Here is a 23,560-nt window from a genome sequence, read left to right on the forward strand (position 1 = left end):
CAAAAAAGGCCCATCAATCGATGGGCCTTTTGTTTAAATCACCACTCGGCTCAGACCACCGCAGCCTCGCTGCGACGCTCAAGTTTCCTCACCTGATACTCCCTCGCCGCCTGATGAAACGCCCCCAGCAGCGCGTTGTAATCCGCCTTCTCCCAATAGCGATACTCAGGATGCCACTGCACCCCAACAGCAAACGCCTTGGCCCCAATCACACTTACCGCCTCGATCTGCCCATCCTCGGCAACGGCTTCAACCTGCAAGCCATCGCCGAGGCGATCAACACCCTGACCATGCAACGAGTTGACCTTGATCTGCCGCTCGCCGAACAGCGTGTGCAGCACGCCGCCCTCGGTCAGGGCCACGTTATGCATCGGGCCGTAGGCCACGTCATCCGGTACGTCCTTCACCTCACGGTGATCGAGACGACCTTCAACTTCATGCACTTCACGGTGCAGGGTGCCGCCAAACAGCACGTTCATTTCCTGCATACCCCGGCAGATGCCGAGGAAGGGAATGCCGCGATCAATACAGGCGCGCAGCAGGCGCAACACGGTTTCATCACGGGGTTTATCGGCCAGGCCGAGGCCGGGATGGTCGTCGCCGTAGAAGCTGGGGTGCACGTTGGAGAGTGAGCCGCCGAACATGATGCCGCTGACGCTATCCAGTACGGTGTCCATGTCCAGATCATCGCCGAAGGCGGGGATCATCAACGGGAAGGCACCGAAGCCGGTGACGGCGTGGATGTACTTCTCGCCGACCAAGTGAAACCAGCCGATATCACGGCTGGTCAGCTGCCAACGGCACAGGGGAAGGCCAATCATGGGTTTGCTCATTGCAAGGAGTCCTCTTCATAAATAATTGAAGTGGGCTGCCCTTGGGAGAGCGGGCTTACGGGCCAGGAAACCCTGAACCCGCTCACCCAAGGGGTGCCGTAACCTGCGGTCACTGCACCAACGCCGCGCCCGCGCGGCTGGTTTGTTGCGTAAAGCGGTACTGCTCCCCTCTCCCATTTATTGGGGGCACACCTAGTGGAGAGGGGTTGGGGGAGAGGGCTGAATACACCGCAAAGCGGGCAACTATCCCCTCTCCCTAACCCTCTCCCCAGAGGGGCGAGGGGACTGATCGCATACAAACGGATGGTCGCGAAAAATCGCGGCCAAGGCCGCTCCTACGATCGTCATCCGCATCCAAAAAGGGGGCTGATCCTGCGATCAGCCCCCTGGGTGTTACTTAGCCATTACTCGGGAACGCAAACTGAGCCGCCTCGTGGCTGGCGCGCTGCGGCCAGCGCTGGGTGATGGCTTTTTTGCGGGTGTAGAAGCGCACACCGTCCGGGCCATAGGCATGCAGGTCGCCGAACAACGAGCGCTTCCAGCCGCCGAAGCTGTGGTAGCTGACCGGTACAGGCAGCGGTACGTTGACGCCGACCATGCCGACTTCGATTTCGTCGCAGAACAACCGCGCGGCTTCACCGTCGCGGGTGAAGATGCAGGTGCCGTTGCCGTATTCGTGGTCGTTGATCAGCTGCATGGCCGCTTCCAGGCTGCCGACACGGACGATGCACAGCACTGGGCCGAAGATTTCGTCGGTGTAGATGGTCATCTCCGGGGTCACCTTATCGAACAGGGTGCCGCCGACGAAGAAGCCGTTCTCGTTGCCTGCCACCACCAGGTCACGACCGTCAACCACCAGGCTTGCGCCCTGGGCCACACCAGCATCGATGTAGCCTTTGACCTTGTCACGCGCCGCGCCAGTAACCAGCGGGCCCATGTCCAGGCCGCAGGAGGTGCCGGCACCGATTTTCAGCGCCTTGATTTGCGGGACGATCTTCTCGACCAGCGCATCGGCGATCTGGTCGCCTACGCATACGGCCACGGAGATGGCCATGCAGCGCTCGCCGCAGGAACCGTAGGCCGCGCCCATCAGTGCGCTGACGGCGTTGTCCAGGTCGGCATCAGGCATCAGCACGGCGTGGTTCTTCGCGCCGCCCAGGGCCTGGACGCGCTTACCGCGCTTGGTGCCTTCGCTGTAGATGTATTCGGCAATTGGCGTGGAGCCAACAAAGCTCAGGGCTTTGACTTCCGGCGCTTCGATCAGCGCATCCACCGCTTCCTTGTCGCCGTGCACCACGTTGAGCACGCCTTTCGGCAGACCAGCCTCGATCAGCAGTTGGGCGATATACAGGGTGGAGCTTGGATCACGCTCGGATGGCTTCAAGATAAAGCAGTTGCCGCAGACGATGGCCAGCGGGTACATCCACAGCGGCACCATGGCCGGGAAGTTGAACGGGGTGATGCCGGCGACGACGCCGATTGGCTGCAGGTCGCTCCAGGCGTCGATATTCGGGCCGACGTTGCGGCTGTACTCGCCCTTGAGGATTTCCGGGGCAGCGCAGGCGAATTCGACGTTCTCGATACCGCGCTTGAGTTCGCCCACGGCGTCTTCGATGGTCTTGCCGTGCTCTTCGCTGATCAGCTTGGCGATGGTCGCTTCATGTTGCTCCAGCAGTTGCTTGAAACGGAACATCACCTGGGCGCGCTTGGCCGGCGGGGTGTTGCGCCAGGCCGGGAAGGCGCTCTTGGCCGAGTCGATAGCCAGTTGCATGGTAGCGCGGTCGGCTAAGGCAACTTTCTTGGTGGCTGCACCGGTGGACGGGTTGAACACGTCAGCGCTGCGGCCGGTGCCGGCAGTCAGTTCGCCGTGGATCAGGTGGTTAACGATGGTCATGGCAGTTCCTTAATAACAAATCTTGTTTTGTAGGAGCCAGCTTGCTGGCGATCAGCCTTAAAAGCATCGCCAGCAAGCTGGCTCCTACAGGGAATAGTGTTTGGCTTAATCCAGGCTATTCAGCACATCACCAACGGCGTTGAACACGGAGTCCAGCTGCTCGGGCGTGGTGTTGAAGGTTGGCCCGAACTGCAGGGTGTCGCCACCGAAGCGCACATAGAAACCAGCGTTCCACAGTTTGATGCCGGCCTCGAAGGGGCGGATCACCGGGTCGCCATCACGCGGGCTGATCTGGATCGCGCCGGCCAGGCCGCAGTTGCGGATGTCGATCACGTTCTTGCTGCCTTTGAGGCTGTGCAGCTTGTCTTCAAAGATCGGCGCCAGCGCAGCGGACTGCTCGATCAGGTTGTCGCGCTTGAGCAGTTCCAGGGTCGCCAGGCCGGCGGCGCAGGCAACCGGGTGGCCCGAGTAGGTGTAGCCGTGGCCGAACTCGACCATATGCTCGGGGATCGCCTGGTTCATAAAGGTATTGTAGATCTCGCTGGAGGCGATCACTGCGCCCAGCGGAATCGCACCGTTGGTGATCTGTTTGGCGGTGTTCATCAGGTCCGGCACCACGCCGAAGAACTCGGCACCGGTCCACTTGCCCATACGGCCGTAGGCGGTGATCACTTCGTCGAAGATCAGCAGGATGTTGTGCTGGGTGCAGATCTCACGCAGGCGTTGCAGGTAACCGACTGGCGGCACGATAACGCCGGCGGAACCGGACATCGGCTCGACGATCACGGCAGCGATGTTGGAGGCGTCGTGCAGTTCGATCAGTTTCAGCAGTTCGTTGGCCAGCTCCACACCGCCGGTGGCCGCCATGCCTTTGGTAAAGGCCAGGTGCGACTGCAGGGTGTGCGGCAGGTGGTCGGCGTCCATCATCTGGCCGAACATCTTGCGGTTACCGCCGATGCCGCCCAGCGAGGTGCCGGCGATGTTCACGCCGTGGTAGCCACGGGCACGGCCGATAAATTTGGTTTTGCTCGGTTGGCCTTTCAGACGCCAGTAGGCACGGGCCATCTTCACCGAGGTGTCGGCGCACTCGGAGCCGGAGTCGGTGTAGAACACGTGGTCAAGGCCGGCTGGGGTCAGCTCGGTGATTTTCTCGGCCAGCTGATAGGACAGCGGGTGGCCGTACTGGAAGCCTGGCGCGTAATCCAGGGTGCCCAGCTGCTTGGCCACGGCCTCCTGAATTTCCTTGCGGTTGTGCCCAGCGCCACAGGTCCACAGGCCGGATAGGCTGTCGAATACGCGACGGCCCTTGTCATCGATGAAGTGATTGCCATCGGCGCCGACGATCAAACGCGGGTCGCGCTTGAAGTTGCGGTTGGCGGAAAACGGCATCCAGTGCGCATCCAGCTTGAGCTGGCTGGCCAGGGACGGGACTTCGATCTGCGGCATGTTCATGGTGGCCTCGGTGTGGGCGATTGAAGCGGTAAAGTCGAATCTGTTGCCAGTAAAGGTGCCACGGGCTTAGAGTCAGGAAAACACGACTCTTCTTATCTTTAGTTAAGCGCTCGCTAAACAAAGACCTCACCATGAGCACCTCACCATGAGCACTCGCCGCCCCGACCCACTGGCCCAAGTCAGCGACTTTGATATCCGCCTGCTCAAGCTGTTTCGTAGCGTGGTGGAGTGCGGCGGTTTTTCTGCGGCGGAAAGCGCCCTGGGCATCGGCCGCTCGGCGATCAGCCAGCAGATGAGCGACCTGGAACAACGCCTCGGCCTGCGCCTGTGCCAACGCGGCCGCGCCGGCTTTGCCCTGACCGAAGAAGGCCGCGAGGTCTACCAGAGCACCCAGCAGTTGCTGGCGGCACTGGAGAGCTTTCGCACGGAGGTCAACGGCTTGCACCAGCACCTGCGCGGCGAGCTGAATATCGGCCTGACCGACAACCTGGTGACCGTGCCGCATATGCGCATCACCAATGCATTGGCGCGGTTGAAGGAGCGCGGCCCGGATGTGCATATCCACATCCGCATGACGCCGCCGAGCGAGGTGGAGCAAGGTGTGCTCGACGGCCGCCTGCACATCGGCGTGGTGCCGCAGGTCACGGCGCTGTCCGGGTTGGAATACCAGGCGCTGTATGACGAGCGTTCACTCCTTTACTGCGCGGTCGGCCACCCGCTGTTCTATGTCGATGATCAACAGTTGGAGGATGAGCGGCTGAACGCCCAGGAGGCCATCGCGCCGACCTTCCGCCTACCGCCCGAAGTGCAGAGCCACTACCAGGCGCTCAATTGCACCGCCAGCGCCTCGGACCGCGAAGGCATGGCCTTTCTCATCCTCACCGGACGCTATATCGGTTACCTACCCGACCACTACGCCCAAGCCTGGGTGCAGCAGGGCCGCCTGCGCGTGCTGAAACCGGCCAGCCGCTTCTATGACATCAGCCTAGCCTCGGTGACACGCAAAGGCCGCCGCCCGCACCTGGTGCTGGAGAGCTTTCTGGAGGCCCTGGCCGAAGGTTAACAGGCCGCTGCAAAACTACCTGCGTTGGCAATACGGCGTTAAAAACAGGCTCGGAATGCTCATTTACAGCTCGTAAACTCCGCTTCCTCGCCTGTTTTGACCAGCCGGAGGCTGTTACTGGCGTAGCGCCTTGTCTTGCCTGCCTCGCCTACGTTTTCCAACAGCCTGTTGATCCGCAGCGCTTTGGATCACTGCACAACCTGCTGTTACGCGTCGTTTTTCGCACAAAGACAGTGCACAAGGCCCGGCAAATGGCGCTTAACCAGCTTTTTCTGCCCCTTGCGCTTGTCACCTAAGCGGCGCTGGGTTATCAGTGCATTCGTCCGAAAACCTGACCACTGCGGAACCGCCCATGACTGTTGAAGTACTTGCGCACCGAGCCGATCCGAACAACAAACCTGCCGGCCGGATTCGGCAGAAGAACGAAGAGGCGATCATCAAGGCCGCCGAGGAAGAGTTCGCCCGCCACGGCTTCAAAGGCACCAGCATGAACACCATCGCGCAGAACGTCGGGCTGCCGAAAGCCAACCTGCACTACTACTTCAGCAACAAGCTGGGGCTGTATCAGGCGGTGCTGGTGAACATCCTCGAACTGTGGGACAGCACCTTCAACAACCTGAGCGTGGACGATGATCCCGCCATCGCGCTGGCCGGTTATATCCGCGCCAAGATGGAGTTTTCCCGCCGCCACCCGAAAGCTTCGCGCATCTACGCCATGGAAGTGATCAGCGGTGGCGAGCACCTCTCGCAGATGCTCAATCAGGATTACCAGACCTGGTTCCGTGGCCGCGCGGCGGTGTTTGAAGCCTGGAGCGCAGCCGGCAAGATGGACCCGGTCGACCCGGTGCACCTGATCTTCCTGCTATGGGGCAGCACCCAGCATTACGCCGACTTTGCCTCGCAGATCTGCCGCGTCACCGGTCGCTCGCGCCTGGTGAAAGCAGACTACGAAGAAGCCGCCGACCAGCTGATCGCCATCATCCTCAAGGGCTGCGGCCTAACCCCGCCATCCAAAGACGCCTGATGCCCTTTACCCTGCTCGGCCCTTGCGAGTACCGCGAGGAGATTCGCAAAAGCCGCTTTATCGCCCTCGCCGCGCCGGTTGCCAGCGCGGCCGAGGCGCAAGCATTTATCGCGGCGCACAGCGACGCCAGCGCCAGCCATAACTGCTGGGCCTGGAAGGTGGGCCAGCAGTACCGCTTCAGTGATGACGGTGAACCCGGTGGCACGGCGGGTCGGCCGATCCTTGCAGCCATCGAGAGCCAGGAGATGGATCAGGTGGCGGTACTGGTGATCCGCTTCTACGGCGGCATCCAGCTCGGCACCGGCGGGCTCGCTCGCGCCTACGGCGGTAGCGCCAATAAATGCCTGCAAAGCGCACCGCGCATCGAGTTGGTGGCCCGCGAGTCCTATCGCTGCCATTGCCTGTTCGCCGAACTGTCGCTGCTCAAGGCGCGCCTGACGGAACTCGACTGCCTGTTAGAACGCGAAACCTACGACGCCGCAGGGGCTGAACTGCACGTAGCACTCCCCGCGCCACGGGTCACCGAGTTGCAGCGACTGCTGGCGGATATCAGCCGTGGGCGGAGTGAGCTGCGGCCGCTCTAAATCCTGGCGCAACGCTCTGCACTGCGCCAAAACGCACCAGCATCTCGCCGCCTTGCACCAAGCTAGGGCCACTTAATGGCGTGGTATTACGGCAGGGCTTGCATCGACGCCGCCGGCAGGCTTTTCTGACTCACTGGCCAGCTTTTTGCTTTAGCCAGGGCAGTTGTCATTCCCGAGCCTCTGTCCATGTCCAGTTCCCCTTCTGTTCCACGCTTGCAGCTGAGCGGTATCAGCAAGCGCTACCCCGGCTGCCTGGCCAATGACCGTATCGATCTGAGCATCGCGCCTGGGGAAATCCATGCGCTACTCGGCGAGAACGGTGCCGGCAAAAGCACTCTGATGAAGATCATCTACGGCGTAACCCAACCCGACAGCGGCGAGATTCGCTGGCAGGGTGAACCGCTGAAGATGCGCGACCCGGCCATGGCGCGCAGCCTTGGCGTAGGCATGGTGTTTCAGCACTTCTCGCTGTTCGAGACTTTGAGCGTGGCGGAGAACATCGCCCTGGCTATGGGCGCGGCGGCTGGTACACCGAAACAGCTGGAGCCGAAGATTCGCGAAGTCTCGCAGCGTTATGGCATGGCCCTGGAACCGGGCCGGCTGGTGCACAGCCTGTCCATCGGTGAACGGCAGAGAGTGGAGATCGTCCGTTGCCTGATGCAGGACATCAAACTCTTGATCCTCGATGAGCCTACCTCGGTGCTCACCCCGCAGGAGGCCGACGAACTGTTCGTAACCCTGCGCCGCCTGGCCGCCGAGGGCTGCAGCATTCTGTTTATCAGCCACAAACTCGGCGAGGTGCGCGCCCTGTGCCAGAGCGCCACGGTGCTGCGCGGCGGTAAGGTGTCGGGGCATTGCATACCGGCCGAGTGCAGCGACCTGCAACTGGCGCGGCTGATGGTCGGCGACGCCGAGGGGCTGGAAAGCAGCTACCCGAAAGCTGGCGGCGGTCTGCCGCGTTTGCGCGTGGATGACCTCAGCTGGCACAACGCCGATCCGTTCGGCTGCACCCTCAGCCAAATTCGCCTGGAAGTGCGCAGCGGTGAGATCGTCGGCATCGCCGGGGTCGCCGGCAATGGTCAGGACGAGCTGCTGGCTCTGCTCAGTGGCGAAACCCGCCTGCCGCGTAGCGAGCGCGAACGCATCAGCCTGGACACGCAACCGATTGCCGACCTGTACCCGGACGCGCGGCGCAAGCTGGGCCTGGCCTTTGTTCCGGCCGAACGCCTGGGCCATGGCGCAGTGCCGGATATGAGCCTGAGTGATAACGCCCTGCTCACCGCTTTCCAGCAGGGTTTGCTGAGTAAGGGGCTGATTCAACGCGGCAAGGTGCGAGCCCTGGCCGATGAGATTATCCAGCGCTTTGCGGTAAAGACGCCGGATGCCGATGCGCCCGCGCGCAGCCTGTCCGGCGGCAACCTGCAGAAATTTATCCTCGGCCGCGAAATCCTGCAGAACCCCAAACTGCTGGTGGCGGCGCACCCGACTTGGGGCGTGGACGTTGGCGCGGCGGCGGCGATTCATCGCGCGCTGATTGCCCTGCGCGATGCCGGCGCGGCGATTCTGGTGATCTCCGAAGACCTCGACGAGCTGTTCCAGATCAGCGACCGCATCGGCGCGCTGTGCAGCGGCAAGCTCTCGCCCCTGGCCGCCACCGCAGAAACCGAAGCGGTTGAAGTCGGCCGCTGGATGGCTGGTGAATTCGCCCCGCTTCCCCCTATCACAAGCCCGCTCGCAGCTGCTGCTGCCAGCCTGAGCTGACGGAGTTTTCCATGCTGTTATCCCTCGAACCGCGTGGTCAGCAATCGCGCGCCATGCTCTGGTTATCGCCACTGCTCGCCGCCGTGCTGACCCTGTGCAGCGGCGCGCTGTTGTTCGCCCTGCTCGGCCACGACCCGCTGGACACCCTGCACACCCTGCTGATTGCGCCGCTGGCCGACTGGTATGGCGTCTCCGAACTGCTGGTCAAGGCGCTGCCGATTCTGCTCTGCGCCCTCGGCCTGGCCGTGGCCTATCAGGCGCGTATCTGGAATATCGGCGCAGAAGGTCAGCTGCTGCTCGGCGCACTGGCCGGCAGCGCCATGGCGATCCAGATCATCGATTGGGACAGCCGCTGGGCGCTGGTCTGGGTGGTGCTCGCCGGCGTGGCAGCGGGTGCAGCCTGGGGCGGCCTGACCGCCTGGCTGCGCACGCAGTTCAATGCCAACGAAATCCTCACCAGCATCATGCTCAACTACATCGCGCTGAACCTGCTGCTGTTCTTCGTACATGGCCCGTTGAAAGACCCGGCCGGTTTCAACTTCCCTGAGTCGGCGATGTTTGGTGATGCCAGCCGCCTGCCGCTGGTGAGTGAAGACGGTCGCCTGCATGCCGGCCTGTACTTCGCCTTGCTGGCCTTGGTGGCGGTGTGGGTGTTGCTGCACAAGAGCTTTCTCGGTTTTCAGATCAAGGTGCTCGGCCTCGACCGCCGCGCCGCCGGCTTTGTCGGTTTTCGCGAAAAGCGCCTGGTGTGGTTTGCCCTGCTGGTCAGCGGCGGCCTGGCCGGGCTGGCCGGTGTCGGTGAAGTGGCTGGGCCGATTGGCCAACTGGTGCCGCAGGTATCGCCGGGCTACGGCTACGCGGCGATCACCGTGGCCTTTCTCGGCCGCCTGAATCCGCTCGGCATTCTGTTCGCCAGCCTGCTGATGGCACTGCTGTACCTGGGCGGCGAGAACGCGCAGATGACCATGAACCTGCCCCAGGCGATCACCCAACTGTTCCAGGGAATGATGCTGTTCTTCCTGCTCGCCTGCGACGTACTGATCCTCTATCGGCCACGACTGAAGCTGAAGTGGGCGCAGCGCACAACCAACGCCGAAGCAATGGCCTGACAACGTATCTGTAGGAATTCCCGATGGACCTCGACCTGTTAAGCAATATTTTCTACGCCATGGTGCGCACCGGTACGCCGTTGCTGCTGGTGGCGCTGGGTGAACTGATCTGTGAGAAGAGCGGTGTGCTCAACCTCGGCCAGGAAGGCATGATGCTGTTCGGCGCGGTGATCGGTTTTATCGTCGCCCTGAGTACCGGCAACCTGTGGCTCGGCGTGCTGCTGGCGATGAGCGCCGGCATGCTGCTGTCGATGCTGTTCGCCGCCGTGGCCCTGGGCTTTAACGCCAATCAGGTGGCCACCGGGCTGGCGCTGACCATCTTCGGCGTCGGCCTCTCCACCTTTGTCGGCGCGGCCTGGGTCGGCAAACCGCTGGCCGGTTTCGAGCCCATCGCCATTCCGCTGCTCAGTGAAATTCCGCTGATCGGGCGCATGCTGTTTGCCCAGGACATTCTGGTTTACCTGTCCTTCGCCCTGTTCGGTTTAGTGGCCTGGGTGCTGCTGAAAAGCCGCATCGGTTTGATCATCCAGGCGGTCGGTGAAAACCCCGACGCGGCCAGCGCGATGGGCCTGCCGGTGCTGCGCGTACGCACCCTGGCAGTGCTGTTTGGTGGTGCCATGGCCGGCTTGGCGGGCGGTTACCTGTCGCTGGCCTATACGCCGATGTGGGCGGAAAACATGACCGCTGGGCGCGGCTGGATCGCCCTGGCGCTGGTGGTATTTGCAAGCTGGCGGGTATTCCGCGTATTGCTCGGCGCCTACCTGTTCGGCCTGGCCAGCATCATCCATCTGGTGGCACAGGGCATCGGCCTGTCGATCCCTTCCAACCTGCTGGCGATGCTGCCCTATGTGGCGACCATCCTGGTGCTGGTCCTGCTGTCGCGCGACGCGATCAAGACACGCCTGTTTGCCCCGGTATCACTGGGCAAGCCCTGGCAGCCAGGGCACTGACCCCCACGCACCAGTAGGCAGCACAAGCCGCACCTGACGCACCAGCACAGCACCTCCACAGAACCCCGCTTCGGCGGGGTTCTGCGTTTTTACGCGGCGCGCAGCGCTAATTGTCCAGTTGGTCAGCTTTTTGCAATCCAACTGGCAGCTGTTTAACAACAACGTACCCACACACATCGGAGTTCCGCCAACCATGTTCGAGAAGAGCAAAAAACCGCTGCTGCGCACCCTCGTTGCCGCCCTTGGCTTTAGCGCCACATTGGGCGCATCCGCCGCCGATCCGTTGAAGGTCGGCTTTGTCTACATTGGCCCGATTGGCGACCACGGCTGGACTTACCAGCATGAGCAGGGCCGTCAGGCGGTGATCAAACAGCTCGGCGACAAGGTTGAAACCAGCTACGTGGAAAACGTCCCTGAAGGTGCGGACGCCGAGCGGGTGATTCGCAACATGGCCAAGGGCGGCTATGACCTGATCTTCACCACCTCGTTCGGCTACATGAACCCGACGCTAAAAGTCGCCAAGCAGTTCCCCAAGCTGACCTTCGAGCACGCCACCGGCTACAAGCAGGACAAGAACCTCGGCACCTACCTGTCGCGTTCCTATGAGGGCCGTTATGTCGGAGGCTTCCTCGCGGCGAAGATGACCAAGACCAAGAAAGTCGGCTACGTCGCCTCCTTCCCGATCCCGGAAGTAATCCGCGATATCAACGCCATCCAGCTGGCTTTGGACAAGTACAACCCCGGCACCGAAATCAAGGTGGTGTGGGTCAACTCCTGGTTCGATCCGGGCAAGGAATCCGATGCGGCCAACGCGCTGATCGACCAGGGTGTCGACGTGGTGTTCCAGCACACCGACAGCCCAGCGCCTATCCAGACTGCCGAACGTCGTGGCGTTTACTCCGTGGGCTACGCCTCGGACATGGCGCACTTCGGGCCGAAGGCCGTACTGACCTCGATCGTAAACGACTGGGGCCCGCACTACGTCAAATCCACTCAGGCGGTGATCGACGGCAAGTGGGCACCACAGGATTTCTGGGGCGGCCTGGCTGAAGACACCATTCGCCTGCCGATCAGCGACCTGGTGCCGGCGGATGTGAAAACCGAAGCCGAGCAGATCATCGCCGACATCAAGAGCGGGGCCTTCCACCCGTTCACCGGGCCGATCAAGGACCAGAGCGGCGTCGAGAAAATCCCGGCCGGCGTCGCCGCGACCAACGCCGAACTGGCCTCGATGAACTACTACGTGGAAAACGTAAAGGCTGAACTGCCGAAGTAAGCCCCTCTCACACACATCAAACCGATGCCGTCCCTGCCTCACCGGCAGAACCGCATCACAGGGCGCCCTATAAATAGAGGCGCCCTTTTTCGCTGCTTGGAGCCTGTCGGGCTCAACCGTTCGTCGCGAGGGAAGGCCGGTTTGAGGCAGTTTTGTGGGTTTACCGAGGCGAATAGCGCGCTATTTAACGAGGGAAAGCCACAAAAGTGGCCAAATCCGGATTTTCCGCAGCAGAACAGTGTTGAGTTCGACAGGCTCCTTAGTACGAGAAGACTCGCAGCACCGCCCCACCCGGAGCCTCTATGAACACCCTACCGATTATTGACATCGCCCCGCTTTACTCAGCCGATCCAACCGCCTGGCCCGCCGTGGCCGAGCAGATTGACCGAGCCTGCCGCGACTGGGGTTTCTTCTATATCACCGGCCACCCGATCAGCCCGGCGCGTATCGCCGAACTGCTGAGCGCCGCCAAAACCTTCTTCGCCCTGCCGGCTGCAGAAAAGCTCAAGATCGACATCACCCAGACCGCCCATCACCGCGGCTACGGCGCGATTGCCACCGAGCAACTGGACCCGAGCAAACCGAGCGATCTCAAGGAAACCTTCGATATGGGTTTCCATATGGACCTCAATCACCCCGAGGTGCTGGCCGGTAAACCGCTGCGCGGGGCCAATCGGCATCCCGATCTGCCCGGCTGGGCCAGACTGATGGAGCAGCACTACGCCGATATGCAGGCGCTGGCGCAAACCCTGCTGCGCGCCATGACCATTGCCCTGAATATCGACCGCGAATTTTTCGACACGCGCTTCAATGAGCCGATCAGCGTGCTGCGCATGATCCACTACCCGCCGCGCCACACCGCCAGCAGCGTCGAACAGCAAGGCGCCGGGGCGCACACTGATTACGGTTGCATCACCCTGCTCTACCAGGACGACGCCGGCGGTCTGCAAGTGCGCCACCGCGATGGCCAGTGGATCGACGCGCCGCCGCTTGCCGGCAGCTTTGTGGTGAACATCGGCGACATGCTCGCGCGCTGGAGCAACGACCGTTACACCTCAACCCCGCACCGGGTGATCAGTCCGCTGGGGGTGGATCGCTACTCCATGCCGTTCTTCGCCGAACCGCACCCGGACACCGAAATCAGCTGCCTGCCGAATTGCTCGGACGCCGCCAATCCACCCCAGTATCCATCCGTGACCAGCGCCGAGTACCTGCTGTCGCGCTTTGCCGACACCTATGCTTATCGGCGTGAAGAACAGGCCGGCGCATAACACCGCACCGCTCGCGGTAGGAGCGGCCTTGGCCGCGACAGCGTGGCGCGGCCAAGGTGATTTAGCGCCCGGCTGATTCGGCGAAATCCTGTCCTTACGGTTAAACTTTGTCGCGACCACGCCTGATAACGAGATCTGACCATGTACGACTGGCTCAATGCCTTGCCCAAGGCCGAACTGCACCTGCATCTGGAAGGCTCGCTGGAGCCTGAACTGCTGTTTGCCCTGGCCGAGCGCAACAAGATTGCCCTGCCCTGGAACGACGTCGAAGCGTTGCGCAGTGCCTACGCGTTCAACAACCTGCAGGAATTTCTCGACCTGTATTACGCCGGTGCCGATGTACTGCGCACCGAGCAGGATTTCTACGACCTGACCTGGGCCTACCTGCTCAAGTGCAAGGCGCAGAACGTGATCCACACCGAGCCGTTCTTCGACCCGCAGACCCACACCGACCGCGGTATTCCCTTTGAAGTGGTGCTGCGCGGCATCAAACAGGCGCTGGTCGATGGCGAGAAACAGCTGGGCATCAGCCACGGTCTGATTCTGAGCTTTCTGCGCCACCTGTCCGAAGAAGAAGCCTTTAAAACCTTTGAGCAAGCCATGCCATTCCGCGATGCGTTTATCGCCGTCGGCCTGGACAGCTCGGAGATGGGCCACCCGCCACGCAAGTTCCAGCGAGTGTTTGATAAAGCGCGCAGCGAAGACCTGCTGACCGTCGCCCACGCCGGTGAGGAAGGCCCGCCCGAATACATCTGGGAAGCGCTGGACCTGCTGAAGATTGAGCGCATCGACCATGGCGTGCGCGCCATCGAAGACGAGCGCCTGATGCAGCGCATTATCGACGAGCAGATCCCATTGACCGTCTGCCCGCTGTCCAATACCAAGCTCTGCGTATTCGACGATATGCGCCAGCACAACATCCTGCAGATGCTCGAACGCGGGGTGAAGGTGACGGTGAACTCGGACGACCCGGCCTACTTCGGCGGCTACGTCACCGAGAACTTCGCCGCCCTGCACCACAGCCTGGGCATGACCCAGGAGCAGGCAAAACGCCTGGCGCAAAACAGCCTGGATGCGCGCCTGGTTTAAGCAAAATCATCGCGGCTGAAGCCCGGCCCACAGTGCGTATACGCTGTGGGCCGGGCTTCAGCCGCGACAGATAAAAACTCAGTGATCCAGCTTGCGCCGCTTGCCGGTGACCATCGACAACGGCAGGTTTTCCTTCAGGCGGTAGCTTTCAAACAGCGCCGCCGCGATGTGCAGGCCCACCTGGGCCATCAGCCCATCGGCGCAGAATTCATGGATATCCAGCGGTAAATCAGCGCCCCAGAAGTAATCGACCTCCTCCATCAGAAAGCCGGTCACACCCAGGCCGAGCATCAACAGCATCATGCCGATCATCACCAAGCCGCCCAGCGGGGAATGCCCCATGCGGTGGTAATCACGTCCACTGAGCAATGCCCGCAGGTGTTCGGCCAGGCGCGCCCGGGTCGGCCAGAAGTCCGCCCAGCGCGCAGCCGGTGAGCCGATAAAACCCCACACTAGGCGGATCGCCAGCCAGGCCACGGCGTAGTAACCGAACCAGCGGTGCCAGTTCTCGCCCTCTTCGGTGAAGAAGTAATTGGCCAAGAAAGCGCTCGCCAGAGACCAATGGAACAACCTGACCAGCGGGTCCCAGAGGCGTGTGGTGGCATTGTTCATCAGTCTTCAACGCCGCCTTTGATGACCTTGCCGCTGACCGGATCGAAGTAGATTTCGACCTTCTGGCCTTCTTTGTTGAAGCCGTAGATTTCGTAGCAGTTGCCACCGGTCACTTTGAACTTCTTGATCTCGTAGCCCTGGGCTTTGAGGTCAGCCTGGAATTTGTCCTGGTCCTGCCACTGCGCCTTGTCGGCGGTCGTGCATTGGGTGGCGGCGAAGGTCAGCGGGCTGGCCAGTACCAGAGACAGCAGAAGCAATTTGCGCATGGTGAAGTCCTCGTGATGCAGGGGAAGTTGTGTGTCTGCGGGGACTACTGTCGCGCGGCAAGCTTAAGGCTGTATTAGGAAACGCAAAGGGCCCATCAAATGATGAGCCCTTTGCCAACACGCCAGATCTATCAGGATCAGAAGTCGTAATCGACCTTGGCCCACAACGTCCGGCCTGGCTCGTCGATCCGGGTATCGGCAGGGAAGCCGAAACCGGCATCACCACCCAGGTTGAGGTGCTCGGCGTATTGTTTGTCGAGCAGGTTATCCACCCCGGCGCTGAGCTTGACCTGCTTGGTTACACGGTAAGCACCGTTAAGCGAGAGCACGCCGAAGCCGGCGCTGTCGCTGAAATCCTGCCCCACCACGTTGCCACGCCCGTCCGCAATGCGGCCCTGGCCATCGACCACCCGCCACAGGCCGCCGACGCTCCAATCGTCACGCTGATAGGTCAGGCCCAGGCGTGCTTCCAGCGGCGGCATCTGCGGCAGTGCTTCGCTGTCACTGCTGTTCTTGCCCCAGGCATAAGCCAGGGTGGCATCGGTCTTCCAGTTGGTCGTCAGGTCATAGGCCACACCCAGCTCGCCGCCCATGATGCGCGCATCGATATTGTCGGCCTGGGTGCTCATGCCGCGGTAGTCAAACAGGATGTAGTCACGCACCTGACCGACATAGGCCGAGGCCCAGGCCTGCAGGGCGTCGCCCTGGTATTGAATACCGACATCCAGCTGGGTGGTCTTCTCCGGCTTGATGCCGTCGAAGGCGTTGTCCGCGCCAGCCGGGCCATTGAGGCCGGCGGAAAACAGCTCCCAGTAGTCAGGGAAACGTTGCACATGGCCGATACCGGCATAGACGGTGGTCGGCGAGCCGGACAGATCATGCTCGTAGCGCACGAAGCCGCTGGGCAGGGTGTCAGCGCGGGTTTCGCGCGCCGTCGGGTTGGGCGTCGACATGCCCATCATGTCGCTAAAGCTCGGCCGCAAATCCTTGGCCGTGGCACGGTCCAGGCGCGCGCCTGAGATCAGTCGATCACGCTCGGTCAGACGCCAGGTGGACTCGGCGAACAGGCCGTAGTTGTGCATCAGCGCGTCCTTGTCCCAGGGGAAACGATCGGCGTCGGTGTAGTTACCCATCATGCTCAGGGTGGAGCTGCGCTGGCGGTGCTCACTGCGCTGGGCATCGACGCCGGTGATCAGCTCGACATCCTCCCACGCCCAGGTGGCGGCCAGGCGTGCACCCAGGGTGCGGCGGTCAACCTGGGCGGCCATCGGGCCACTCATCATGCTGGTCGGGTCGGGCATGCGCAGGCGGAAGTTGTCCATGATGTGGTCGGCGTAGTTGTAGTAGACCTTGGCCTCGACCTTATCCAGCACGCCACCAAGGTTGCTGCGTTCCACGCGCAGGCCCAGGCTTTCGCGCTTGAACTGGGTGCCGTCCATGCTGCGGCCGCCATAGCGCGCTTCGCCATCGCCACGGCCGGCGGTGAGCTCAATCAGCGTATCGTCATCCGGCGTCCAGCCCAGGGCCACGTCGCCGTTCCATTTATCCCAGCGCGAGGGGATGGTGTCGCCGTTACCGTTGTCGTAATCGTCCGAGTGCGAGCGGTTACCGGTCACCCGCAGATAGCCTTGCTCACCGCCCACAGCACCATCCAGGGTCTGGTCGAAACGGCCGTTGGAGCCCGCCAGCACGCTGGCATGCAACCGCGCGCCCAGCTCGCCGAAACGCTCCGGCTCGCGATCAAAACGCACCACACCGGCCGAGGCACCTGGGCCCCAGATCACCGTTTGCGGGCCTTTGCTGACGGTTAGCAGGTCGAAGGTTTCCGGCGAGATATACGAGCTGGGTGCATCCATCCGCCCGGGGCAGGCACCAAGCATCTGCCCGCCGTCGGTGAGCAGCAACAGGCGCGAGCCGAACATGCCGCGCAGCACCGGATCACTGTTGCTGCCGCCGCTGCGAATCGCGGAGAAACCGGGGATGGTCTTCAGATAATCCGCGGCATCACTGGCCGGCACCGGTTGGCGCGGGTCCTTGGGGTCGGCCACCACGGTCAGCGGCGAGCTTTGCTGCACGGCGGTGACCACCGAGGGCGGCAATTGCAGTGCATGCTGCTCCGGGTCGTGTTCAGTGGTTTGCGCGGCATGCGCCTGAGCGGCCAACAACAGGCCGACGCACAGCGGCGCCAGTCGAAAAGGTGCAGCGCTGATCAAAAGCGAACGAGTAGACATAGGTATTCCAGAATCGAGACAGAACCAGGGAATGGCCGGTACCGCTCAACGGTACCCGCACAGGCAACAGGGCAATGGCGATCAGGAATAGGCAGGCGGTGCGCGGCTGCGCGAACCAGGGAAAATAGCTGAGCGGACAACGCCGCTGCGTACCGGCGCACTATGCCGATCAGCAGGCGCAACGGCCGTCAGGGCTAGCGTTGGACTGGCACAACCGGTGGCTGGGCTGTTGAGCAACAGGGTGCAATAGCCGCACTTGGCCCACAGCGCGTCGTGATCCAGCGGGTTGTCATGGCTACCGACATCCTCCCCGCAGGCCAGTTCCGTCAGCCAGGCCGGTGCAGCCGGTGCAGTGAGCTGCGACAGCAACGGCCCGACACTGAGCAACAGCATGGCCAACAGGGCCAGCCAGCTTGCGCGGTAATCGGCGGTGAAGGAGCGATTGCGGGGCATCACGACAACTCAAGAATCCTGCGCCGAGTATGACTAATGGCCTGAGCAGGACGGCTGATGCAAATCAATGACGGTGAACATCACCGAACAACAGCAACCCCGCCACAACGCAGCGGGGCTGGGTGCGCAGATTAGTGCGCGTGGCCTTCGCCATGGGTCTTCTCACCGACAGGGGCGTCCTTGTGTACGGCGATTTCCACTTCGACCGCACCAGCCTTCTCGAAGGTCAAGGTCAGCGGAAAGCGCTCACCGTCCTTGGCCTGCTGCTTCAGGTTGAACAGCATGACGTGGTAGCCCATCGGCTCGAACTTCACTTCGCCACCAGCAGGAATCGCCACGTTCTGCACCTGCTGCATCTTCATCAGGCCATCGGCGTGGATATGTTCGTGCAGCTCGGCCTTCCCGGCCACCGGGGTACTGGCGCTGAGCAGGCGATCCGCTTCGGTGCCCTTGTTGTGCACCACAAAATAAGCGGCCGCCGTCGGCGCTACGGCCGGCATTTCCCGCGACCAGGGGTGTTCGATATGCAGCTCGCCGGCGTTGTATTCGTGGGCGCTGGCAAACAGGCTCGGGCTCAGCAGAGCGGCAATCAGCAGGGTCTTTTTCAGCAGCATGGTATTCCTCCAAAAGTGGACTGACTGTCCATAACACGTGTTGTAACGCGAAGCCTTGGCGCGGGCCAAGCCCGCGCCGGTTAATCCATTCAGCCGTTGGCCAGGCGTTGCTTAGGCAGCCGCGAGAGCAGCAGCCAGTCCAACGCCCAGATCAGCAACAGGGATGCGCCCACCAGCGGGAAAGCCGCGCCCAGCAGGCCCATGATGACAATCGCGGTTTTCCAGCGTGGCAGGTCGTGGCGCAGCGGCGGTACGCCGAGCTTGCCGCTCGGCCGGCGTTGCCACCACATGATCAGGCCGCTGATCGCACTGAGCAGCACCAGCAGGCAGACCGCGAGCATCAGCAACTGGTTGGCCAAGCCGAACAGCTTGCCCTCATGCAGCATGACCCCGGTTTCCACGGTTTTCGCCACCACGCCGTAATCCTTCCAACGCACATCGGCGAGCACCGCACCGCTGTATTGATCGATATGCAGGGTGGCGTCGTTACGCGGGTCGTCGGCAAACAGCGCGATGCTGTACACCCCGGTTTCACCTTTCGGCAGGGTGATGCTGTAACCCGGCTGTACGGCGCGCTCAGCGGCGGTGTCGACCACGTACTGCAGCAGGTTGGCCGGGGCCGCAGGCGTCTCGGCAGTGGCATGGCCGTTATGCGCGGCGTGTGGATCGGAAGCCGGCAGTGGTGTGGTTTCCACCGCCCAGGCCACGGTCTGCTGACTGCTGGTGTTCATGCTGCCGGTGAGCTTGCCGGACTGCGGTACGTCGTCCCACATCGCCGCCGGGAAGTGGTTCCAGGCGCCGGCAAACTGTGCGCCCCAGAAGCCGGTCCAGGTCATGCCGGTGAGCAGCATAAACAGCAACAGCAGCGAGCCCCAAAAGCCTGTCACCGCGTGCAAGTCACGCCATAACAAACGCCCACGAGCACTCAGCCTTGGCCACAGCACGCCCGCACCGGAACGCCCGCGCGGCCACCACAGGTACAAACCGGAGACCACCAGCACGATGCCCCAACCGGCGGCCAGTTCGATCAGTCGATCGCCCAGGGTGCCGACCATCAGGTCGCCATGCAGCTGGCGGGCGATGGCCTGCAGATTGAGCAGCGCATCCTGGCTACCAAGAATCCTGGCGCTGTAAGGGTCAACAAACACATTAAGGCTCTGACCCTCCGCCTCCAGCACAAACTGCGCACTGCGCTCGGCGTTCAGCGGCGGCAGGTATTGGCTGATGTTCGCCCCGGGATACGCCTGGCGCACCAACGCCAGCTGCTGATCCGCCGAGATCGCCTGCTCGGCAGGCGTGACCTGCAGCAGCTCGGCATACATCAGCTGGTCAAGTTGCGGCTTGAACAGGTAGATGATGCCGGTGACCGAGAGCAGGATCAGAAACGGAATCACAAACAGCCCGGCATAGAAATGCCAGCGCCAGGCCAGGTTGTAGAACGAGATGTTCGGCGTCGTCGGCTTCTGCATATTCAACTCCAGGCATGGCCACAATCAGTGATGGATCGGCAGCGGTTCATCGGTGCTGCCCTCGGCGCAGCAGGCTCAGGCCCACCAGCGCCAACAGCACATGTGCCAACGCGACGATGCCCAGCAGCAGGTGCTTGTAGCCATTGCCTAAGCCTGCGAGAAATTCCCACTTGTGCAGGTAGGCGAAGGCCCAGCCTTCCGTGCGGTCGGCATCCTGCACGCGGCTGGCCAGGGCACCGTCTAACGGGTCGATAAACAGCGCGGTGTTGTGCGCATCGGCATAGCTGGCCTTGAACACCGGCAGGCGTTTGAAAACGAAGCCGTATTCATGGTCAAAGCTGTGCTGCAGCGTAAGCGTCTGCGCCTCACCCAACCCCAGGGACTTGGCGTAATGATCGAGGCGCTGCTGGGCATAACGGCGCGGCGTGTCATTGCCCAGCTCACGGCCCTGAGCATCCAGGTAATGCAGGCTGGACATGCTGGCGAACTGCTGCCCCTGGGCGCGCCAGATCGGTTTACCGTCGAGCTCAAGCAGGCTGAGCATGTACAGCTCTTCACCGGCCAGCAGCCAGTCGGCCGCCGGTGCCTTGTCCAGCTCGGCCACGTTAAAGCTCGGCACAAACGGCGCTGGCCAGGGCTGCGCACCTTGCTTGTGCAACAAGTGCCAGGCACCGCTGCTGGCAAAGCTCAACGTCGCTAAAGCGAGCCCCAGCCCCCACCAGCCATGCAGCCGGCGGTTGAAGGTACGGGCACGCCGACGGGCGATAAACAGCGCCACACCGAACAGCGTCGCCGAGACAATCGAGGCCAGCAACACCAGCATCAGCACCGGCCGCAACGGGCCCGCCGCATCCAGCCAGCGAAAGCGGTGCATCGTCTGGAAGAACGCGCTGAACCAGGCCTTGCGCTCGTCCACCATTGTGCCGAGGCGGTCATGGAACAGGTCGACATACAGGCGCAACGAATCATCGCGCTGGGTGTCGACCCGCGCTACCGGCAGCAGGCGGTTGATAAAGGCATATTCACCGGTGAACCGCTCGATGCTGCCGGCGTAAGCCAGCGGCTCGTCACGACCCAGATAATGCCGTGCCAGGCTCTCGGCATGGGCCGCTACCAGCTCGACCGCCTGACCACTGCGGGCATGCCAATAACGCGGCTGCAGCTCGCCGGCCAGGCGCGCCTGGTAATACGGCTCACCGGCCAGTACCAGCAGGCGCAAGCCCTGCACCTGTGCAACACCCGCCGCGCCGAGCACCTGCGCAGGGCTGCGCAGGTGATCCAGCGGCAACACCTGTTGCGGTGTGGCCATGGTTTGCGGACGCGGCTGCAGGTAGCCCATCAGCGGGTGCAGCATGCCGCTGCCCGCCCAGCTGAAGATGCCCAGGCAGGCCAGCAGCGCCAGGCGCTTGTGCCACGGCATCAGCCGCAGCAGGCGCTGGCGCCAGGTCAGGCGCGGTAGCTCTTGTGCTTGCAGGGCCGCCGTCAAAGCTTCCACTCCAGGCCGACATACAGGCTGCGACCGTCACCGGGCATAAACAGCGCGGCATCCTGGCCATTGGCGTTGGCCACAACGCCTGTGGTGGAGATATAGGTCTTGTCGGAGAGGTTGCGCCCTTCGACAAAGAAGCCCAGGCCTTCACGTGGACGATAACCGCCCTTCAAGCCCCAGATTGCATAGGCTTCGGCATACAGCGATTCGGCGTGGTCGGCGGCGTAGTGCACCGGCACCCACTCGACGGTTGGGCCGGCATACCAGCCATTGCGCTGCCACAGCGCCTCACCCTTGAGGAACTGGCTCGGCACCCCGGCAATGCGGTTGTTGCCGTAGGCCGGGTCGTTGTCGAAGCGGAAGTCATTGAGCAGGTACTGACCGCGCAACACCACCTCACCCAGCTGCCAGGCACCACCGAACTCGATGCCCTGGTGGACGGTGCGGTCGGCGTTGGTGGTGACCACCTGCGTCGGGTTGAGCGGGTTGACGTAGCCCAGCAACTCGTCGCGAATTTCGCTGCGGTACACCGCCAGGTCCAGGTCCAGATTGCCCTGGGTGAAGCGCATGCCGGCTTCCAGGGTGGTGGCCTTCTGCGCCTCGTTCTCGGTGACAATGGCGCCACCGGTCAGCTCGCTAAAGGTCGGCGGCTCGTAACTCTGGCTGAGGCTGGTAAACAGCTGCACGCCGTCTGCCAGGTCGTGGCGCAGGCCGATACGACCGATGCGTGCGCTGTAGCTGCGGTTAAATGAAGCATCCTGAAAGCCAGTCGGCATGCCGACGAAGTTGAAGCTGCTTTTCAGCTTGTCATCGATATCGCGCTCGCTGTGCAGCCAGGTCAGGCCGCCGATCAGCGCCCAGTCTTCGGCCAGCGGCACTTCCAGCTCAGTAAAGGCATTCAGGCTGCGCGCCGTCTGCACCTGGCGATCCACCTGGTTGCCGCGTTTACCGGCGACGTTGACGTAGTTTTCCGCCTGATTGCGGCCCTGCAGCGCCTCCACGCCTGCGTTCCAGCGCCAGCCGTCGCTGTTGTGCCATTTGTGGGTCAGGCGCACGCCGACATCTTCGCTGTCGACTTCCAGCACTTGGAAGATCGGGTGCCACAGCGATTTCTCACTATAGAAGCTCGACAATTCCAGGCTGTGGCCGCCGTCCAGTTGCAGGGTGGTGATATTGCCGATGCGATTGAGGGTGAAGTCGCGCTTGTTATCGCCGGTCACCGTGCTCAGCGCTGCCTGCTCGGGGTTACGCCGCAGCTGCGCTTTGGTCAGGCTGCCGGGGATTTCCGAATCGGTTTCCACATGGCTGATATAGAAGCGGGTCGACAAGCGCTCGTTGATGCGCCCGCCGATATTGGCGAAATAGCGCTGGTTCTCCTGGCGCGCGTGATCGCGAAAACCGTCCTGGGAATAGTCAGAGAAACTCAGGTAGGCATCCCAGTCGCCAAAGTCTTCAGCCACCGCACCGAAGATGCGCTGGTAGTCGAAACTGCCGGCCTCGGTGCGCAGCTGCACCGTGGGCGCGGTCTTGCCGGTGGGCGTGACGAAGTTGATCGCACCGCCCAGGTTGGCGGCGCCATAGCGCCAGGCGTTGGCGCCGCGCATGACCTCGATATGGTCCAGGGCAATCGGCTCAATGGCCTGAAAATCGCCACTGCCGTCAGCCAGGTTCAGCGGCGCGCCGTCCTGCATCAGCAGAATGCCGCGCTGGTGGAAGGTGCGCTGCAGGCCAGAGCCACGGATCGACAGACGCGATTCCTCGGCGCCGGAGCGCGACTGAATGTACACACCCGTGGCCTGGCCCAGGGCATCCTGCGGCGAGCTGGCGCGGCCGGTCTTGTAGGTTTCGCCATCGATCACGCTGGCGCCGCCGGGAATCCGCGCAAACTCGGCGCGCTTTTCGGCAATGCTCGGCGCAGTGGCATCCCCATGCTGCTGACCAATCACCGTGCTGTCTTCCAGCTTGAGATGTTCGGCAAAGGCGGAACTGGCCAGGCTGACACTGACGGCCAGCAGACTGACTACGGATATCTGACGCATGCACTTCCCCAACTTCGGCTTATCGGGGCCGCCTAAATGCAGGCTTTGGGCACCGACAAACGCAGTTTTTTATCTGGTCTC

At 62.5% G+C, this 23,560-nt stretch carries 20 protein-coding genes; 9 read left to right on the forward strand and 11 right to left on the reverse strand.

Translation table 11 applies throughout. From position 1 onward, the window contains the following. Positions 1 to 50: 50 nt before the first annotated feature. The 3 genes from BLO50_RS17605 to aptA all read right to left on the reverse strand — a co-directional run bounded on the left by BLO50_RS17605 (position 51) and on the right by aptA (position 4,179). Positions 51 to 821, reverse strand: a complete 771-nt coding sequence (locus tag BLO50_RS17605) for a gamma-glutamyl-gamma-aminobutyrate hydrolase family protein (protein WP_090255377.1) — start codon at positions 819 to 821, stop codon at positions 51 to 53. Positions 822 to 1,230: 409 nt separating this feature from the next. Then, positions 1,231 to 2,727 (reverse strand): CoA-acylating methylmalonate-semialdehyde dehydrogenase, encoded by a 1,497-nt coding sequence (locus BLO50_RS17610; RefSeq protein ID WP_090255379.1) that lies wholly within the window; start codon positions 2,725 to 2,727, stop codon positions 1,231 to 1,233. A 105-nt stretch (positions 2,728 to 2,832) separates the two neighbouring features. Further along, positions 2,833 to 4,179 carry an omega-aminotransferase AptA gene (aptA, locus tag BLO50_RS17615; protein ID WP_090255382.1) on the reverse strand — a complete coding sequence of 449 codons (1,347 nt, stop codon included), beginning with the start codon at positions 4,177 to 4,179 and terminating at the stop codon, positions 2,833 to 2,835. Between the two features lie 145 nt (positions 4,180 to 4,324). Between aptA and BLO50_RS17620 the strand changes: the two genes are divergently transcribed. From BLO50_RS17620 to BLO50_RS17660, 9 genes are all read left to right on the forward strand, one after another. Further along, positions 4,325 to 5,242 (forward strand): LysR family transcriptional regulator, encoded by a 918-nt coding sequence (locus BLO50_RS17620; protein WP_090255384.1) that lies wholly within the window; start codon positions 4,325 to 4,327, stop codon positions 5,240 to 5,242. A 352-nt stretch (positions 5,243 to 5,594) separates the two neighbouring features. Continuing rightward, positions 5,595 to 6,266, forward strand: a complete 672-nt coding sequence (locus BLO50_RS17625; RefSeq protein WP_090255386.1) for a TetR/AcrR family transcriptional regulator — start codon at positions 5,595 to 5,597, stop codon at positions 6,264 to 6,266. Further along, positions 6,266 to 6,850, forward strand: a complete 585-nt coding sequence (locus BLO50_RS17630; RefSeq protein WP_090255388.1) for an IMPACT family protein — start codon at positions 6,266 to 6,268, stop codon at positions 6,848 to 6,850. Before BLO50_RS17625 ends, BLO50_RS17630 begins: the two co-directional genes overlap by 1 nt. A 180-nt stretch (positions 6,851 to 7,030) precedes the next feature. Next, the gene (locus BLO50_RS17635; protein WP_167354479.1) at positions 7,031 to 8,611 is read left to right on the forward strand and encodes an ABC transporter ATP-binding protein; all 1,581 of its coding nucleotides are present in this window, start codon (positions 7,031 to 7,033) and stop codon (positions 8,609 to 8,611) included. A gap of 11 nt (positions 8,612 to 8,622) precedes the next feature. Then, entirely contained in the window at positions 8,623 to 9,720 is a 1,098-nt protein-coding gene (locus BLO50_RS17640; RefSeq protein WP_090255392.1) for an ABC transporter permease, read from the forward strand. Between the two features lie 23 nt (positions 9,721 to 9,743). After that, complete coding sequence (locus BLO50_RS17645; RefSeq protein ID WP_090255394.1) at positions 9,744 to 10,670, forward strand: ABC transporter permease; 927 nt, start codon at positions 9,744 to 9,746, stop codon at positions 10,668 to 10,670. A 193-nt stretch (positions 10,671 to 10,863) separates the two neighbouring features. Then, a complete protein-coding gene (locus tag BLO50_RS17650) occupies positions 10,864 to 11,946 on the forward strand; it encodes a BMP family ABC transporter substrate-binding protein (protein WP_090255395.1) in 1,083 nt (360 codons plus the stop codon). 302 nt (positions 11,947 to 12,248) lie between these two features. Beyond that, entirely contained in the window at positions 12,249 to 13,217 is a 969-nt protein-coding gene (locus tag BLO50_RS17655; protein WP_090255396.1) for a 2-oxoglutarate and iron-dependent oxygenase domain-containing protein, read from the forward strand. Between the two features lie 141 nt (positions 13,218 to 13,358). After that, complete coding sequence (locus BLO50_RS17660; protein ID WP_090255398.1) at positions 13,359 to 14,306, forward strand: adenosine deaminase; 948 nt, start codon at positions 13,359 to 13,361, stop codon at positions 14,304 to 14,306. A gap of 78 nt (positions 14,307 to 14,384) precedes the next feature. Here BLO50_RS17660 and BLO50_RS17665 read toward each other — a convergent pair whose 3' ends face one another. The 8 genes from BLO50_RS17665 to BLO50_RS17700 all read right to left on the reverse strand — a co-directional run bounded on the left by BLO50_RS17665 (position 14,385) and on the right by BLO50_RS17700 (position 23,479). After that, entirely contained in the window at positions 14,385 to 14,918 is a 534-nt protein-coding gene (locus tag BLO50_RS17665; RefSeq protein WP_090255400.1) for a cytochrome b/b6 domain-containing protein, read from the reverse strand. After that, complete coding sequence (locus BLO50_RS17670; protein WP_090255403.1) at positions 14,918 to 15,184, reverse strand: PepSY domain-containing protein; 267 nt, start codon at positions 15,182 to 15,184, stop codon at positions 14,918 to 14,920. Before BLO50_RS17670 ends, BLO50_RS17665 begins: the two co-directional genes overlap by 1 nt. A gap of 137 nt (positions 15,185 to 15,321) precedes the next feature. Next, on the reverse strand, positions 15,322 to 17,415 hold the full coding sequence (locus BLO50_RS17675; protein ID WP_244152911.1) for a TonB-dependent copper receptor: 2,094 nt from the start codon (positions 17,413 to 17,415) through the stop codon (positions 15,322 to 15,324). An 81-nt stretch (positions 17,416 to 17,496) separates the two neighbouring features. Continuing rightward, positions 17,497 to 17,868 (reverse strand): DUF2946 domain-containing protein, encoded by a 372-nt coding sequence (locus tag BLO50_RS17680; protein ID WP_090255405.1) that lies wholly within the window; start codon positions 17,866 to 17,868, stop codon positions 17,497 to 17,499. A 131-nt stretch (positions 17,869 to 17,999) separates the two neighbouring features. Then, positions 18,000 to 18,482, reverse strand: coding sequence for a copper chaperone PCu(A)C (locus BLO50_RS17685; protein WP_090255407.1), 483 nt, complete (start codon positions 18,480 to 18,482; stop codon positions 18,000 to 18,002). A gap of 89 nt (positions 18,483 to 18,571) precedes the next feature. Beyond that, positions 18,572 to 19,951: a PepSY-associated TM helix domain-containing protein gene (locus BLO50_RS17690; RefSeq protein ID WP_090255409.1), complete on the reverse strand. Its 1,380-nt coding sequence runs from the start codon at positions 19,949 to 19,951 to the stop codon at positions 18,572 to 18,574. A gap of 46 nt (positions 19,952 to 19,997) precedes the next feature. Then, the gene (locus tag BLO50_RS17695; RefSeq protein WP_090255411.1) at positions 19,998 to 21,437 is read right to left on the reverse strand and encodes a hypothetical protein; all 1,440 of its coding nucleotides are present in this window, start codon (positions 21,435 to 21,437) and stop codon (positions 19,998 to 20,000) included. Then, positions 21,434 to 23,479 (reverse strand): TonB-dependent receptor family protein, encoded by a 2,046-nt coding sequence (locus BLO50_RS17700; RefSeq protein WP_090255413.1) that lies wholly within the window; start codon positions 23,477 to 23,479, stop codon positions 21,434 to 21,436. The genes BLO50_RS17695 and BLO50_RS17700 overlap by 4 nt, the downstream gene beginning before the upstream one ends. Between the last annotated feature and the right edge of the window lie 81 nt (positions 23,480 to 23,560).

Source organism: Pseudomonas peli, assembly GCF_900099645.1.
GTDB lineage: Bacteria > Pseudomonadota > Gammaproteobacteria > Pseudomonadales > Pseudomonadaceae > Aquipseudomonas > Aquipseudomonas peli.